At 65.0% G+C, this 14,237-nt stretch carries 13 protein-coding genes; 4 read left to right on the top strand and 9 right to left on the bottom strand.

The window, feature by feature from the left end; all coding sequences use genetic code 11:
* Positions 1–99: 99 nt before the first annotated feature.
* From BTH42_RS07860 to BTH42_RS07840, 5 genes are all read right to left on the bottom strand, one after another.
* Positions 100–372, bottom strand: a complete 273-nt coding sequence (locus tag BTH42_RS07860; RefSeq protein WP_075297579.1) for a hypothetical protein — start codon at positions 370–372, stop codon at positions 100–102.
* A 76-nt stretch (positions 373–448) separates the two neighbouring features.
* Positions 449–883: a DoxX family protein gene (locus tag BTH42_RS07855; protein ID WP_075297577.1), complete on the bottom strand. Its 435-nt coding sequence runs from the start codon at positions 881–883 to the stop codon at positions 449–451.
* Between the two features lie 114 nt (positions 884–997).
* Entirely contained in the window at positions 998–1,462 is a 465-nt protein-coding gene (locus BTH42_RS07850; RefSeq protein ID WP_075297878.1) for an RbsD/FucU family protein, read from the bottom strand.
* A 73-nt stretch (positions 1,463–1,535) separates the two neighbouring features.
* A complete protein-coding gene (locus BTH42_RS07845) occupies positions 1,536–1,844 on the bottom strand; it encodes a hypothetical protein (protein ID WP_256701868.1) in 309 nt (102 codons plus the stop codon).
* 50 nt (positions 1,845–1,894) lie between these two features.
* The gene (locus tag BTH42_RS07840; protein ID WP_075297575.1) at positions 1,895–2,263 is read right to left on the bottom strand and encodes a nuclear transport factor 2 family protein; all 369 of its coding nucleotides are present in this window, start codon (positions 2,261–2,263) and stop codon (positions 1,895–1,897) included.
* Positions 2,264–2,502: 239 nt separating this feature from the next.
* On the opposite strand from BTH42_RS07840, the gene BTH42_RS07835 reads away from it, so the two are divergent.
* The 4 genes from BTH42_RS07835 to flhC all read left to right on the top strand — a co-directional run bounded on the left by BTH42_RS07835 (position 2,503) and on the right by flhC (position 6,367).
* Positions 2,503–3,375, top strand: a complete 873-nt coding sequence (locus tag BTH42_RS07835; RefSeq protein WP_256701867.1) for a helix-turn-helix domain-containing protein — start codon at positions 2,503–2,505, stop codon at positions 3,373–3,375.
* 326 nt (positions 3,376–3,701) lie between these two features.
* On the top strand, positions 3,702–4,925 hold the full coding sequence (locus BTH42_RS07830; protein WP_075297571.1) for a YeeE/YedE family protein: 1,224 nt from the start codon (positions 3,702–3,704) through the stop codon (positions 4,923–4,925).
* Positions 4,926–5,462: 537 nt separating this feature from the next.
* Entirely contained in the window at positions 5,463–5,783 is a 321-nt protein-coding gene (flhD, locus tag BTH42_RS07825) for a flagellar transcriptional regulator FlhD (protein WP_075297569.1), read from the top strand.
* Positions 5,784–5,797: 14 nt separating this feature from the next.
* Entirely contained in the window at positions 5,798–6,367 is a 570-nt protein-coding gene (gene flhC / locus BTH42_RS07820) for a flagellar transcriptional regulator FlhC (RefSeq protein ID WP_075297567.1), read from the top strand.
* Positions 6,368–6,540: 173 nt separating this feature from the next.
* On the opposite strand, the gene BTH42_RS07815 is transcribed toward flhC, so the two are convergent.
* The 4 genes from BTH42_RS07815 to BTH42_RS07800 form a co-directional block, all read right to left on the bottom strand.
* Complete coding sequence (locus BTH42_RS07815) at positions 6,541–7,869, bottom strand: Nramp family divalent metal transporter (RefSeq protein ID WP_075297565.1); 1,329 nt, start codon at positions 7,867–7,869, stop codon at positions 6,541–6,543.
* A 59-nt stretch (positions 7,870–7,928) separates the two neighbouring features.
* Positions 7,929–9,107, bottom strand: a complete 1,179-nt coding sequence (locus BTH42_RS07810) for an acyl-CoA dehydrogenase family protein (protein WP_372237250.1) — start codon at positions 9,105–9,107, stop codon at positions 7,929–7,931.
* A gap of 232 nt (positions 9,108–9,339) precedes the next feature.
* Positions 9,340–11,016: an efflux transporter outer membrane subunit gene (locus tag BTH42_RS07805; protein ID WP_075297563.1), complete on the bottom strand. Its 1,677-nt coding sequence runs from the start codon at positions 11,014–11,016 to the stop codon at positions 9,340–9,342.
* Between the two features lie 14 nt (positions 11,017–11,030).
* Positions 11,031–14,216, bottom strand: coding sequence for an efflux RND transporter permease subunit (locus BTH42_RS07800; RefSeq protein ID WP_075297561.1), 3,186 nt, complete (start codon positions 14,214–14,216; stop codon positions 11,031–11,033).
* Positions 14,217–14,237: the final 21 nt, after the last annotated feature.

The raw sequence follows: 14,237 nt of genomic DNA, 5'->3' as shown, positions 1-14,237 counted from the left end.
CGGGACACGCGACGAGCGCCGCGAAAGACAATGATGCGGTGACGCGCGGCGAGCATCGCGAACCGAGTTGCACGCTAACGCTCGCCTGCCGTGAAGCGTCTACAGCGACGCCTCCTGAATCACACCCGTATCGATCGCGCGTTCGATCAGCCCTTCGCTACGGGCTTTTTCGATTCCATCGGCGATCAGTTTTTCCGGATCCTCGATTTCCGCCTTCAGCGTGCCGAGGAACCCGGACGCGTCCAGCACCACCAGCGTCTTCGCCGACTCCGCCAGACTGATGATCACGCGATGCGGGGTCGGCCCTTCGCCAAGACTCGCGCATAGCTGGGTAAGCTGACCGCCAATCATCTGCTCGAAGTTCTGAATCATTGTGTGCTCCGTTGAATGCCGCGCAAGGGATTGCGCGCTGCCTGGCGAGCGGGCCGCGCCCGCGCCGGGCGGCGCGTCACAGGCCGCCGAGACCGCCACGCGGCGCGCGCGCGCCGTCGATGCTCATACGCCCCGCACCGGTCACGAACAGCAGCAGGAAGCCGCCGGCGATGCCGATGTTTTTCCAGAAGTGGATCACCATGTTGTGCTGCGCGGCCGGGTCGACGACGTTCCAGAAGTCGTGGCCGAGCACCGCGGTCGCGACCGTGTAGACGGCCATGAACAGTGCGAGCGGGCGCACCTTGAAGCCGATCACCAGCAGCAGACCGCCGAGCACTTCGACCGCGGTCGCGATCGGCGCGGCGACCTGCACGAACGGCACGCCCTTCGATTGCAGGTAGCTGACGAAGCCCGCATAGCCCAGCAGCTTCATCACCCCGCTCCACAGAAACAGCACCGAAAGTGCCAGACGGGCGATGAAGATAATGCCGGAATCGACTGGACGCGACATGGGGGGCTCCCTGTAATTGAATAAGCAGCAGACCCGGATAGCCCGCCGCAGTTCCCCGCCTTGCCCCTGAGCATATGTGCAACGGGCGCGTTTTCCAAGCCCGGATCGGTGCGATCAGCCGCGCGGCGCGTCCGGCGCGAGCAGCACGCCCTTGGTGAACACGAAGCAACCGTAGCCGCGCTCCTCGCCGGTCGCGATCACGCAGTAGGCGTTGCGCGCGCGCTCGTAAAACGCGAACCGTTCGATCGAAACGAACGGCACCTCGCGCCCTTCCGCCGCGTTGACCTCGGCCTGGGCCTCGCGCTGCACCGCGGGAATCGTCTGCGGTTCGCCGACCACTTCCATCCGGGACGCCGGATGATCGATGAAGGTATCGAGCGGCAGCACCGACAACACCGCGCGAATCGCGCGCGGCGAACTCACGCCGTCGAGACGCAGCAACTGCCCGAGCACGGTATCGCGCGCGACCGATTCGGCCGGGAAATTGGCGTCGCAAATGACGAGTTCGTCGCCGTGACCCATCGAGCGCAGCGCGTAGAGGATGTCGGCGTTCAGCAGCGGATCCAGATTCTTCAGCACGGTGTCTCCTTGTTGTTCGAGCGAGCGCGCGACGCGTACGACACGCATCGCGCGTGATGCGTTAGCGACGCAGTTATGCGTCAGCCGCACGGCGATCGATTGTAGCAAGCAGTGTTGCGGGCTTGCGGGCCGTGCGCGACACGACGCCCGCATCGCAGCGCGACCGCAACCAGCCGATCACCGCGAGCAACAGTAGCCCCGCACCGCCTAGCACCGGCTCGCGCCAGCCGAGCAGCGCGACGAACATGAACGCCCGCGCGCCGGCCAGCAACGCGAAGCCGGCAATCGCGCTCGATAACAGTTCGACGCCCGCTGCAAAGCGTGTGAATGCGAGGTGACCGTGGCGGACCTCGCGAGATCGAGGGGCAGCGGGCTCGGACATGATCATCTCCGTAAAAAGCGCGAGGCGCGTGGGTTGTTTAGCGGAACGTCTCAGGCTCCGCCCGGGACCTGGTCCAGGAACCCGGTAACCGCTTGCAAGCGGCCTTGCGGATCGACCACGCCAAAGTCCGATCCCTTGACGATCGACTCGCCCGCCGGCGTAGTCAGCGCCCACGAAAACCGCAGCCGGTTCGCGAAGCCGTCGACGTCCGTCGTACGGCGAAACGTGTGCTGCGGAAAGCGCTCATGCACCGCGCGAATCATCGCGTCGATGCCGTCATGGCCGCTGCCCGCGAGCAGCGGGTCGCGATAGTCCGCGTCGTCGCTCCACGTCGCCGCGATCAGCTCACGACGGCGCGCGCCATCGGTCTCGTTCCATGCGTCGAAATAACGGTCGATCAGATCGGTATGCGCATTCATCTCGAACTCCTTGATTGATTGGCAGGACTGAGCACTTCGCGTGGCACACGTCGTATGCGGCGGGCCCGGTATGAAGCTTCGTCGTTCGCCTGCGTCGAGTCGATTACGTGACAGGTAAGTTGGGGACGTCGTCAATGCACACGGCATCGCGAACGTCGCGGCGGCAGCGGGCAGGCTGACGTGCAAGCATTACCTCCCACGTCATGGACTTCTCGCGCGCATTAACTATGATCGGAGGCATGAACACACTTTCACTTGCACACACGGTGTCGTCGCCCGCGACGGCCGCGAGCCGCACGGTCGGCGATCTGCTGCGCGAATGGCGGCAACGGCGGCGCATGAGTCAGTTGCTGCTCGCCACCGAGGCCGAGATTTCGACCCGGCATCTGAGCTTCGTCGAATCGGGCCGCGCGCTGCCTAGCCGGGAGATGGTCATGCATCTGGCTGAACGGCTCGATGTGCCGTTGCGCGCGCGCAATGCGCTGCTGGTCGCCGCCGGTTACGCACCGCTCTTTCGCGAACGTCCGCTCTCCGACCCGCAACTCGCCGCCGCGCGCGAAGCGGTCGAACTGGTGCTCAAGGGACACGAGCCCTACCCGGCGCTGGCGATCGACCGGCACTGGACCATCGTCGCCACCAACAATGCGCTCGCACCATTGTTGAGCGGCGCCAGTCCCGAACTGCTGCAGCCACCGGTCAATGCGCTGCGTCTGAGTCTGCATCCGCAAGGCATCGCCGCGTCGATCGTCAACTGGCATGCGTGGCGCGAACATGTGCTCGCGCGCCTGCAACGGCAGATCGACGTGAGCGGCGACGACACGCTGAGCGCGCTGCGCGACGAGCTCGCCGGCTATCCCGCGCCGCCTGGCGCGGACGCCGCGGACCCGGCGGATGCCGGCTTCAATCAGGTCGCCGTACCGTTGCGGCTGCGCACGCCGATCGGGGTGCTGTCGTTTTTCAGCACGACCACCGTGTTCGGCACGCCGGTGGACGTGACTTTGTCCGAACTCGCGATCGAAGCGTTTTTTCCGGCGGATCAGCAAACCGCGGCGGCGCTGCGGGAGTTTGCCGCCGGCGAACGCGCGGCCGGAGCGGGTGCCAGTGCCGGGTAACAACGCAACCCCACACCACGATGTCCGTCAACGCCGAACCCCGCTGACTCGCCAACCCGGTCCCGCCGACCGCGACGCCTGTTTCCATGTTGTCAGGCCAATCGAGCCCCAGTGCGCGCAGAAACGCGCTTCAGCCCCCGTGCAGCCCTGTCCCACCGCGCCGATGCCCCCGCCGCCAACCCGGCTACCCCGGCCAAAACCCGCGATCCGTGCTATCTTTTCAGGTTGGTTTTTTGCCGCCGCGTCAATCACGTAGCGTATTTCCGGCCGTCGCCACGCGGCCTCGGTTCGCGGCTTTTATCGGCTGCCTGTCTGTCAACTTATCCATGTCCGACCTCTCTACCTCCCTTCCGCGCGTGCCGCGCCGTTTCGACGTCAATCCGAAACCGCTGGTCATCGCGCTCATCCTGATCGCGCTGGGCGCTATTTATCTGGCGCAAGCCGTCAGCGGCCGTCAGGCCGCGCTCTATGTGGTCGGCGCGCTGCTCGGCATGTCGCTGTATCACGCGGCGTTCGGCTTTACGTCCGCATGGCGGGTGTTTATCGCCGATGGCCGCGGCGCCGGTCTGCGCGCCCAGATGCTGATGCTCGCGCTCGGCGTGCTGCTGTTCTTCCCGGCGCTCGCCGCCGGTACGCTGTTCGGCCATCCGGTCACCGGGCTGGTCGCGCCCGCCGGCACCTCGGTGCTGGTCGGCGCGTTCATGTTCGGGATCGGCATGCAGCTGGGCGGCGGTTGCGCGTCCGGCACGCTGTACACGGTCGGCGGCGGCAGCACGCGGATGCTGGTGACGCTGGCGGCGTTCATCGTCGGTTCGGTCGTGGCGACCGCGCATATGCCGTTCTGGACCGCGCTGCCCTCGCTCAAGCCGCTGTCGATGGTCAAGACGCTCGGCGCCGGCCCGGCCATCGCACTGAACCTGGTGATTTTCGCGGTGATCGCCGCGCTGACCGTGGTGGTTGAACGGCGCCGCCACGGCCGCCTCGTGAACGAGCCGGTGCGTGCGCCGCATGCGTCGCCGTGGCTGCATGGCCCGTGGCCGCTGTTCGTCGGCGCGATCGCGCTGGTCTTGCTCAATTTCGCGACGCTCGCGCTGTCGGGCCGGCCGTGGGGCGTGACGTCGGCGTTCGCGCTGTGGGGCGCGAAGATCTTCGGCGCGCTCGGCGTCGACGTCGCCAGCTGGCCGTACTGGGCCGCTCCGGCCAACGCCGGCTCGCTGGCCGCGCCGGTTACCCATGACGTCACGTCGGTGATGGACTTCGGCATCGTGCTCGGCGCAATGACCGCGGCCGCGCTCGCCGGCCGCTATGCGCCGATCTGGAAGGTGCCGGCGCGCTCGCTGATCGCCGCGCTGGTCGGCGGCCTGATGCTGGGCTACGGCGCCCGCCTTGCGTACGGTTGTAACATCGGCGCCTATTTCAGCGGCATCGTGTCCGGCAGCCTGCACGGCTGGCTGTGGCTCGCCGCCGCGTTCGCCGGCAACGTGCTCGGCACGCGCCTGCGGCCCCTGTTCGGCCTCGAAGTCGAGCGCATCCGTTCGACCGGTTGCTAGTCCTTACACAGCTCGTTACAAACGCTGCCCCGCCGCCCCGGTTTGTAACCGGGGCAACATCCCCCCGTTACATCTCCGATCCGTCCCCAGGAGCGCTGCGAAAACAGTATTTATTACTGAATATTTGCACGCCTTTCTTTTTCCTTTCTTGCTTAAAAGCCTATTCGACGACTTGAGGCTTACCTTTGCCAACTGATCGGACAATATTGCCGAACGCCCGTGCGACAAGGGTTTCCACGAATTAGAGGGGAATCTCGGTCAGTCAAAAATTCCGTTTGCATGAGTCATTTCGGTGACATGAAAAACTTACCGAAAAATCATGCATTTTTTTGAGATATTTTTGCGACAAGGGATTGCATTCTCTTTTTACCCTTCATACAATTCGTCCCAAGCTGTTACGAAATGTAACGCGATGTATCAAAAGTTGCGGTCTGTATCAGGCGGCAACATGTAACCGGAGGGGTGCTTCCGGCGAGGCAAAAAAGAGATAACGGCAAAAAGCCGACTTAGTAATTCGGGGCTTCGGAAACACAGAAAATGGACCGTAGCAGCGAGACGCTGGATTCAATCCGCGAGATCAACTTGTCTTACATCATGCTTGCGCAACGCATGTTGCGTGAGGACAAACCGGTCGGCATGTTCCGGCTGGGTCTGTCGTCGGAACTGGCCGATCTGCTTGCCGGGCTGTCGCTCGCGCAGATCGTCAAGCTGGCCTCTTCCGATCAGCTTTTGTGCTTCTTCCGCTTCAACGACCACTCGATGCTGTCGGCGTTGACGCAAACCACGAAGCACACCGCAGTTGCACCGACTCATACGGCGATCCTGCTCGCAGGCCAGCCCGCTGAGCAATTTGCCTGACCGAGGTAACTGCAATGCTCAAGCGAAGCCTGACCGAAGACGCACAGGAAGTATTCCGCGCGATCGCGCTGATCGAGCTCGGCGCCCGCATGCAAGTGCTGGAAAGCGAACTGACGCTCTCGCGCGACCGCATGATCCGCCTGTACCGTGAGGTCAAGGGCGTATCGCCGCCCAAAGGCATGCTGCCGTTCTCGGCGGACTGGTATATGACGTGGCTCGCGAACATTCACGCGTCGCTGTTCTACAACACGTACCTGTTCCTGAAGAACGAGGCGCGCTGCTCGCATCTGGACGCGCTGACCAAAGGGTATCGGCTGTATCTGGAGCATTGCCAGCACAGCGAAACCGAGCCGGTGCTCGACCTGACGCGCGCATGGACGCTGGTGCGTTTCTTCGACGCCGACATTCTGCAGTTGACCAGGTGCTGCCGCTGCACCGGCAAGTTCGTCGCGCACAAGCACGACCTGCAGCACAACGTGGTGTGCGGCGCCTGCCAGCCGCCGTCGCGTGCCGGCAAGACCAAGAAGGCGGCCGCCGCCCGTCAGGAAGCGCTCGAAGCAGCGCAGGTTGCTCAGGCCGCCTGAACGATCAGATTCGCCCGAAGCCGACGGGGCCAACCCGGTTCGAACCGAAGCTCGTAAAAAAATCCGCGTCAGTTCATGTGAACTGCGCGGATTTTTTTCGCCTGCGCTTCCAGTCTTGCGGTCTTGCGGTCTTGCGGTCTTGCGGTCTTGCGGTCTTGCGGTCTTGCGGCCGCTCAGCCGGCGAGCCCCACCGTCTGCGCGACCAGCCACAGATTCGCCGCGCTGATCGCAACGAACAACCCCCACACGAGTAAGCGAGTAGGCAGCCTGTTCGCGAACTCGCCCATCAGCGAGCGATCGTTAGTCATCCGGATCAGCGGATAAAGCGCGAACGGCAGTTGCAGACTCAATACGACCTGGCTCGCGACCAGCAATTTGCCGACCGCGCCGTTGCCGAGCATCTGCACGCCGATCAGCGCCGGAATCAACGCGAGCGCGCGCGTGATGAAGCGCCGCTGCCAGCACGGAATCTTCATCTTCAGGAAGCCTTCCATGATGACCTGCCCCGCCACCGTGCCGGTGAAGGTCGAGCTTTGGCCGGACGCGAGCAGCGTGATCGCGAACAGAATCGCCGCGAAGCCGGTGCCGACGATCGGCGCGAGCAGCCGGTACGCGTCCTCGATCTGCGTGACCTCGCGATGGCCGGTCGCGTGAAACGCGGCGGCCGCGAGGATCAGGATCGCCATGTTGATCAGCGCGGCGAGCACCAGCGACGCGATCGTATCGATGCGCGACAGTCCGATCGCCGAACGCAGGCTCGCCGGATCGCGCTTGACCGCGCGGGTCTGCACGATCGACGAATGCAGATACAGGTTATGCGGCATCACCGTCGCGCCGAGAATGCCGATCGCCAGATACATCGGCTCGCGCGAACTGAGCGCCTGCCACGACGGCACGAGGCCCTGCGCGACCGACGGCCAGTGCGGCTTCACGAGCGCGAGTTCGATGATGTAGCCGATGCCGATCGTCGCGATCAGCCCGAGCATGATCGCCTCGAGATCGCGGAAATTCTTGCCCTTCAGGCCGAGCACGATCAGCGTGTCGAACGCGGTCAGCAGCACGCCGGTGGTCAGCGAGCAGTTGAACAGCAGGTGAAACGCGAGCGCGCCGCCGAGCACCTCGGCCAGATCGCAGGCGATGATCGACAGCTCCGCGAGCAGCCACTGCACGCGCGCGACGTTCCGCGAATAACGCGCGCTCGACAGCTGCGCGAGATCGCGCCCGGTGACGATGCCCAGGCGCATGCTCAGGCATTGCAGCGCCATCGCCGCGAGGCTCGACAGCAGCACCACGAACAGCAGGCTGTAGCCGTAGCGCGAACCGGCTTCGATCGCGGTGGCCCAGTTGCCCGGGTCCATATAGCCGATCGAAATCAGCAGGCCGGGGCCGGCGAATTGCAGGATTTTTTTCCAGAACGGCGCGCCTGGCGAGACGGCGACCGAGCCCTGTACCTCGGATGGGCAGAACGGCGCGGTGGCGGTAGTCGGTAGTTTGAACAGCAAGCCGGGACTCTCTCGAGGGGGAATCGGCGCGATGCCCGGGGCGGGCGTCGCGAACGGCCTCAAGTGTACAAAGAAACCTCCGGCAATGTCCCGCTCAGCGCGTAGCGGCCGACGTCGCGCACCCGATAGTCGAGCGGGTCGTGCAACGTGTGCACGCGCGCGTTGCGCCAGAAGCGGTCGAGCGCGAGCGGCGCATGGGTCGCGCGGGCGCCGCAGGCGTCGAACAGCTGTTCGCCGAGTTCGAGCGCCGCGCGCTGCGCGACGATCTTCGCCTCCGAGGTTGCGAGCGCGACCCGCGCGCGGCTGTCCGCATCGAGCGACGGGCCCTGTTGCCACGCTTGATCCAGTGCTTGCGCGGCGCGCGTGGCCAACGCTTGCGCGCTGACGGTCTGTAGATGCATCTCGCCGAAGCGCTGGATCAGATAGGGATCGTCGGTGGCTTTGGCGACGCCGGCGCTGATCCAGGGCCGCCCGTGCTGGTTCACGTAGGCGCGCGCTTCGTCGAGTGCGCCCTGCGCGAGGCCGACGAACAGATTGGTCAGCACCTGTTGCGAGATCAGCGTGCGCAAACTGGCATGCGGCGTGTCGGGCCGCTCCAGAATTTCGTACGGCTCGATCCGCACGCGCGTGAACGACACGCTGCCGCTATCGGTCTGGCGCTGGCCGATCGGGTTCCAGTCGTCGTGCACGGCGATGCCGTCGCGCGTGGTCGGGACCGCCGCGAAGATCGTCTTGCCGCTCGCGGGATCCTGCGCGGACACGGTCATCATCTGCGAGCCGCGCGTGCCGGAGCAGAAGCCTTTCTGGCCATCGAGCAGGTAGCCGCCGTCGGGCGTCGCGCTCGCGACCAGCCGGGTGTCGAGCGGATTCACCGCGTTGCCCCACCACCAACGGTGCTCGACGGTGCCGCGCAGATAACGCTCGCGTTGCCGCGGACTGCCCCACAGATCGATGCTCACCACTTGCAGGCAGGTGAAGCCGAGCAGATGCGCGAGCGCGCTGTCGACGCGCGCCAGTTCGCGCACCACGTCGTAGATCTCGGACCAGCGCGCGCCCGCGCCGCCGAATTCGCGCGGCACCGCGAGCGTCAGCAGCCCCGCGTCGGCGATCCATTGTTTTTCCTGCGCGGCGTGGCCGCCGTCGCGATCGCGTTGCGCGGCGCTCGCGCGCAACGCCGCGAGTAAGGCCGACAGGTCATGCGCCGGAAGAGATTGCTGTTGCTCGCGCAGTTGCGCGATGCCGTCATGCACGAAAGTCACTGGCTGGCTCTGCTGATGTCGTTGGCTCGATCCGGACGATCATAGAGAGCGTCGCGCGCGCCTGTCTACGAAGCGATTCGCACAAGGAAAGCGCGAAAAACGATTTGCGTGCGACGCATGCGAAAACGCCGGGCGCGCGCTTGCGCGCGGCCCGGCGTTAAACGTACAGATCAATAGCGAAGCAACTGCGAGACCGGCGTGCCGCGCTCGCTCAGCGTTTCGCGACCACCTGCTGCTGCGCCGGCTCCGGCACGGCGGCATCCTGCTGCAAAGAAGATGCTCTGGATCCCGAAGCAACCGGCACAGCCGCAACACCTGAAGCAGCGACAGGCACCGCCGGTGCCGGCGCCGCGCCAACCGCGCCCACGCCCGGCTCGCCCGCCTGCAGATCGCCCCAGCCGCCGCCGAGCGCGCGAATCAGATTCACGGTCGCGACCGCCTGAGTTCCCGCCAGATGGCTCGCCTGCAATTGCGACAACAGCACCTGCCGCTCGCCGTCGATCACGTCGAGATAGCTGACCGCGCCTTCGGTGTACTGCGTACGCGACAGATGCGCGGCGCGTTGCGATGCATCGACCGCGTTGTTCTGCTCGCGCATCTGGTCGTCGAGCAGACGCAGATCGGCCAGGTTGTCCTCGACCTCGCGGAACGCGACCAGCACCTGCTGCCGATATTGCGCGACGTCCTCGTCATACTTCGAACGCGCCTGCGCGAGGTTGGCCTTGCGGCGGCCGCCGTCGAACAGCGGCACGGTCAATGCGGTGCCCGCGAGCGGTCCGAGGATAAACGCGCGGCTCGACCACATGAACAGATCGCCGAGCGTCGCCGACTCGAAACCGAACGCGCCGGTGATATCGAGCTTCGGGAAGAACGCCGACTTCGCGAGCCCGACGCGCGCATTGGCTGCCTGCATCGCGCGCTCGGCCGCCGCGATATCGGGCCTGCGTTCGAGCAGCGCCGACGGCAGACCCGCCGGCACCCGCACCGTCATCGGCCCGAGCGGCGCTTCCGCGAACGAGAAATCCGCCGGCGGCTTGCCGAGCAGAATCGCGAGGCTATGTTCGGACGCCGCGCGTTGCCGCGCGACGCCGACCGCATCGGCCCGCGCGCTCGCGAGTTCGTTACGGGCGCGCGACAGATCCAGCTCGCTGATATCGCCTTCCCTGAAGCGCCGCTGGACCAGCTTCAGCGTATCCTCGCGCAGCGCGACGGTGCGCCGGTACAGGTCCTGATCGGTATCGAGCTCGCGCAACTGGAAGTAGTTCTGCGCGACATCGGCCTGCAACGACAACTGCACCGAGCGGAACAATGCTTCGCTTTGCTGCTCATCGGCGCGCGACGCGTTCACGTTCGAGCCGACCCGCCCGAACAGATCCGCCTCATACGATGCGCCGACCTGCGCGCGCCAGATCGTGGCGTTCGTGCCGCCCACGCTGGCGGGCTGAAATTGCGAGGCCGCCGACGCCCGCTCGCGGGTCGGGCCGAAGCCCGCGTCGAACTTCGGGAACCAGTCGGACTTCGCGGCCTGGGTCACCGCGCGCGCCTGCTGCACGCGCGCCGCCGCGGCTTTCAAGTCCTGGTTCGCAGCGGCGGCCTGCTCTTCGAGCGCGTCGAGTTGCGCGTCGCCGAAGACTTTCCACCATTCGCCGCGCAGCGCATCGTCGTTCGGTTGAGCGGCCTTCCACGTACCGGCGTTTTGCGCGTCGGCAGCAGCGGGCACAGCGGACGCACCGGTCGACGCGGTCACCGGCGCTTCCTTGAAAGCGGCCGGCGCGGCGACGTCGGGCCGCTGATATGTTGGCTCCACCGAGCACGCGGCCAGCAGCGCAACCAGCAAAGCGCTTGCCGCCGCCCGGCCCCAACCGCGCAAAGATTGATAGCGTTTCATTATTGTTTTCTCCCTTAGGCGTCCGTAACGGCCGCCCCATAACGCGGCGAATCCTTCTGCGCGACATGCACGGTGCCGCCCGCGAGCGTACGCAGCACCACGTAGAACACCGGCGTCAGCATCAGCCCGAACAGCGTGACGCCGAGCATCCCGAAGAACACCGCGATACCCATCGCGTGACGCATCTCCGAACCCGCGCCGGTCGACAGCACCAGCGGCACCACGCCCATGATGAATGCGATCGACGTCATCAGAATCGGCCGCAAACGCAAGCGGCTCGCCTCGATCGCCGCCGCGAGCGGCGTGCGTCCATCGTGTTCGAGTTCGCGTGCGAATTCGACGATCAGGATCGCGTTCTTCGCCGACAGCCCCACCAGCACCATCAAACCGATCTGCGTGAAGATGTTGTTGTCGCCGCCGGTCAGCCACACGCCGGTCAGCGCGGACAGCACGCTCATCGGCACGATCAGGATCACCGCGAGCGGCAGCGTCAGACTTTCGTACAACGCGGCGAGCACGAGGAACACCAGCAGCACGCTGATCGGGAACACCCACATGCCCGCATTGCCGGCCAGAATCTGCTGATACGTGAGGTCGGTCCATTCGAGCTTCACGCCGCGCGGCAACACTTCGGCGGCCACGCGTTCGGCCGCGGCCTGCGCCTGTCCCGACGAAAAGCCCGGTGCCGGTCCGCCGTTGATGTCGGCCGCGGTATAGCCGTTGTAGCGCACCACCATCTCCGGTCCGAAGGTCGGCGTCACCGTGACGAGCGACGACAACGGCACCATGTCGCCAGATGTATTGCGCGTCTTCAGTTGCAGGATGTCGTCCGCGCGTTGACGGAACGGCGCATCGGCCTGCACCCGCACCTGATACACGCGGCCGAAGCGGTTGAAGTCGTTCACGTACAGCGAGCCCAGATAGATCTGCATCGTGTTGAACACGTCGGTGACCGGCACGCCGAGCTGCTTCGCCTTCACGCGATCCAGATCGACGTTCAGTTGCGGCACGTTGATCTGATAGCTCGAGAACGTCGGGCCGAGTTCCGGCGTTTGCGCGGCGCGCTTCACGAACGCTTCGGCGGCCTTGTTCAATTCCGCGTAACCGAGCGCGCCGTGATCCTCCAGCTGCATCTTGAAGCCGCCGAGGGTGCCGAGACCGAGCACCGGCGGCGGCGGGAACACCGCGACGAACGAGTCCTTGATCGCGCCGTACTGCTGGTTCAACGCACCGGCAATCGCACCGGCCGACAGTTTCCGGTCGCCACGCTCCTTGAACGGCTTCAGCGTGACGAACACGATCCCCGCGCTCGAACTATTGGTGAAGCCGTTCACCGACAAACCGGGAAACGCGACCGCGCTTTCGACGCCCGGCTGCTTCAGCGCGATCGCACTCATGTCGCGAATCACCTTCTCGGTGCGATCGAGCGACGCGCCATTCGGCAACTGCGCGAATGCAATCAGATACTCCTTGTCCTGCGCCGGCACGAAGCCTCCGGGCACGATCCGCGCGACCAGCACCGTCGCGCCGAGGAGAATCGCGTACACCGCGAGCATCGCGCCCTTACGGCGCAGCACGCCGGTCACGCCGCGGCCGTAGGCTTCCGAGCCGCGTTGGAACACCTTGTTGAAGCGCCGGAAAAAGCCGCCCAGCACCTTGTTCATCACGCGCGTCAACCAGTCTTCCTTCTCGCCGTGGCTGCGCAACAGCAGCGCGGACAATGCCGGCGACAGGGTCAGCGAGTTGAACGCGGAGATCACCGTCGAGATCGCGATCGTCATCGCGAACTGTTTGTAGAACTGACCGGTCAGGCCTGTCATGAACGCGAGCGGCACAAACACGGCGACCAGCGTCAGCGCAATCGCGATGATCGGCCCGCTCACTTCGCGCATTGCTTTATAGGTCGCATCGCGCGCACTGAGCCCGCTCGCGATATTGCGCTCGACGTTCTCGACCACCACGATCGCATCGTCGACGACGATACCGATCGCCAGCACCATCCCGAACAGTGACAACGCATTGATCGAAAAGCCGAATGCAAGCAACAGCGAGAACGTCCCGACAATCGACACCGGCACCGCGATCAACGGAATGATCGACGCGCGCCACGTTTGCAGGAACACGATCACGACGATCACGACCAGCGCAATTGCTTCGAGCAGCGTGTGAATCACCGCCTCGATACTGGAGCGCACGAACTGCGTCGGGTCGTAAACGATCCGGTATTCGACGCCGGCCGGCATGTCCTGCGCGAGGTCCTTCATCGCCGCGCGCACCTGCTCCGAAATCGCCAGCGAATTCGCGCCGGGCGCCTGATTGATCGCGAGCGCGACCGCCGGCTTGTTATCGAGCAGCGAACGCAGCCCGTATTCGGAAGCGGCCAGTTCGATTCGCGCGATATCGCGCAGATACGTCACGCCGCCATCCGGCGCGGTCTTCACGATGATGTCGCCGAATTCGCTTTCGGTTTTCAGACGGCCGCGCGCATTCACCGACAACTGCAACTGCGTGCCCGGCACCGACGGCGACGCGCCGATCACGCCGGCCGCCACCTGAATGTTCTGCTCGCGAATCGCGTTGACGACTTCGGTTGCGGTCAGCCCGCGCTGCGCGACCTTCTGCGGATCGAGCCAGATCCGCATCGCGTAGTCGCCCGAACCCCACAGCTGCACTTCGCCGACGCCCTGAATCCGCGCAAGACGATCCTTCACGTTCAGCAGCGCGTAATTACGCAGATACGTCATGTCGTAACGGTCGTTCGGCGAGATCAGGTGCACGACCATCGTCAGCGTCGGCGAACTCTTGATCGTCGTCACGCCGAGCCGCTGCACGTCTTCCGGCAGACGCGGCAGCGCCTGATTCACGCGGTTTTGCACGAGCTGGGTCGCGAGGTCCGGATCGGTGCCGAGCTTGAACGTGACGGTCAGCGTCAGATTGCCGTCGCTATTGGCTTGCGACTGCATGTACAGCATGTTCTCGACGCCGTTGATCTGCTCTTCGAGCGGCGCGGCGACCGCCTCGGCGATCACCTTCGGGTTCGCGCCCGGATACTGCGCGTGCACCACCACGGACGGCGGCACCACTTCCGGGTATTCGGAAATCGGCAGCTTGAACAGCGCGATGATGCCCCCGAGCAGGATCAATACCGACAGGACTCCTGCAAAGATCGGGCGATCGATGAAGAATTTGGATATGTTCATTGGAAGCTCTTAAAGTTGGTG

The organism is Burkholderia sp. SRS-W-2-2016, from assembly GCF_001931485.1.
Lineage (GTDB): Bacteria > Pseudomonadota > Gammaproteobacteria > Burkholderiales > Burkholderiaceae > Paraburkholderia.
Note: the sequence above shows the minus strand (reverse complement) of the source record. Positions and strands in the feature narration are given on the sequence as shown.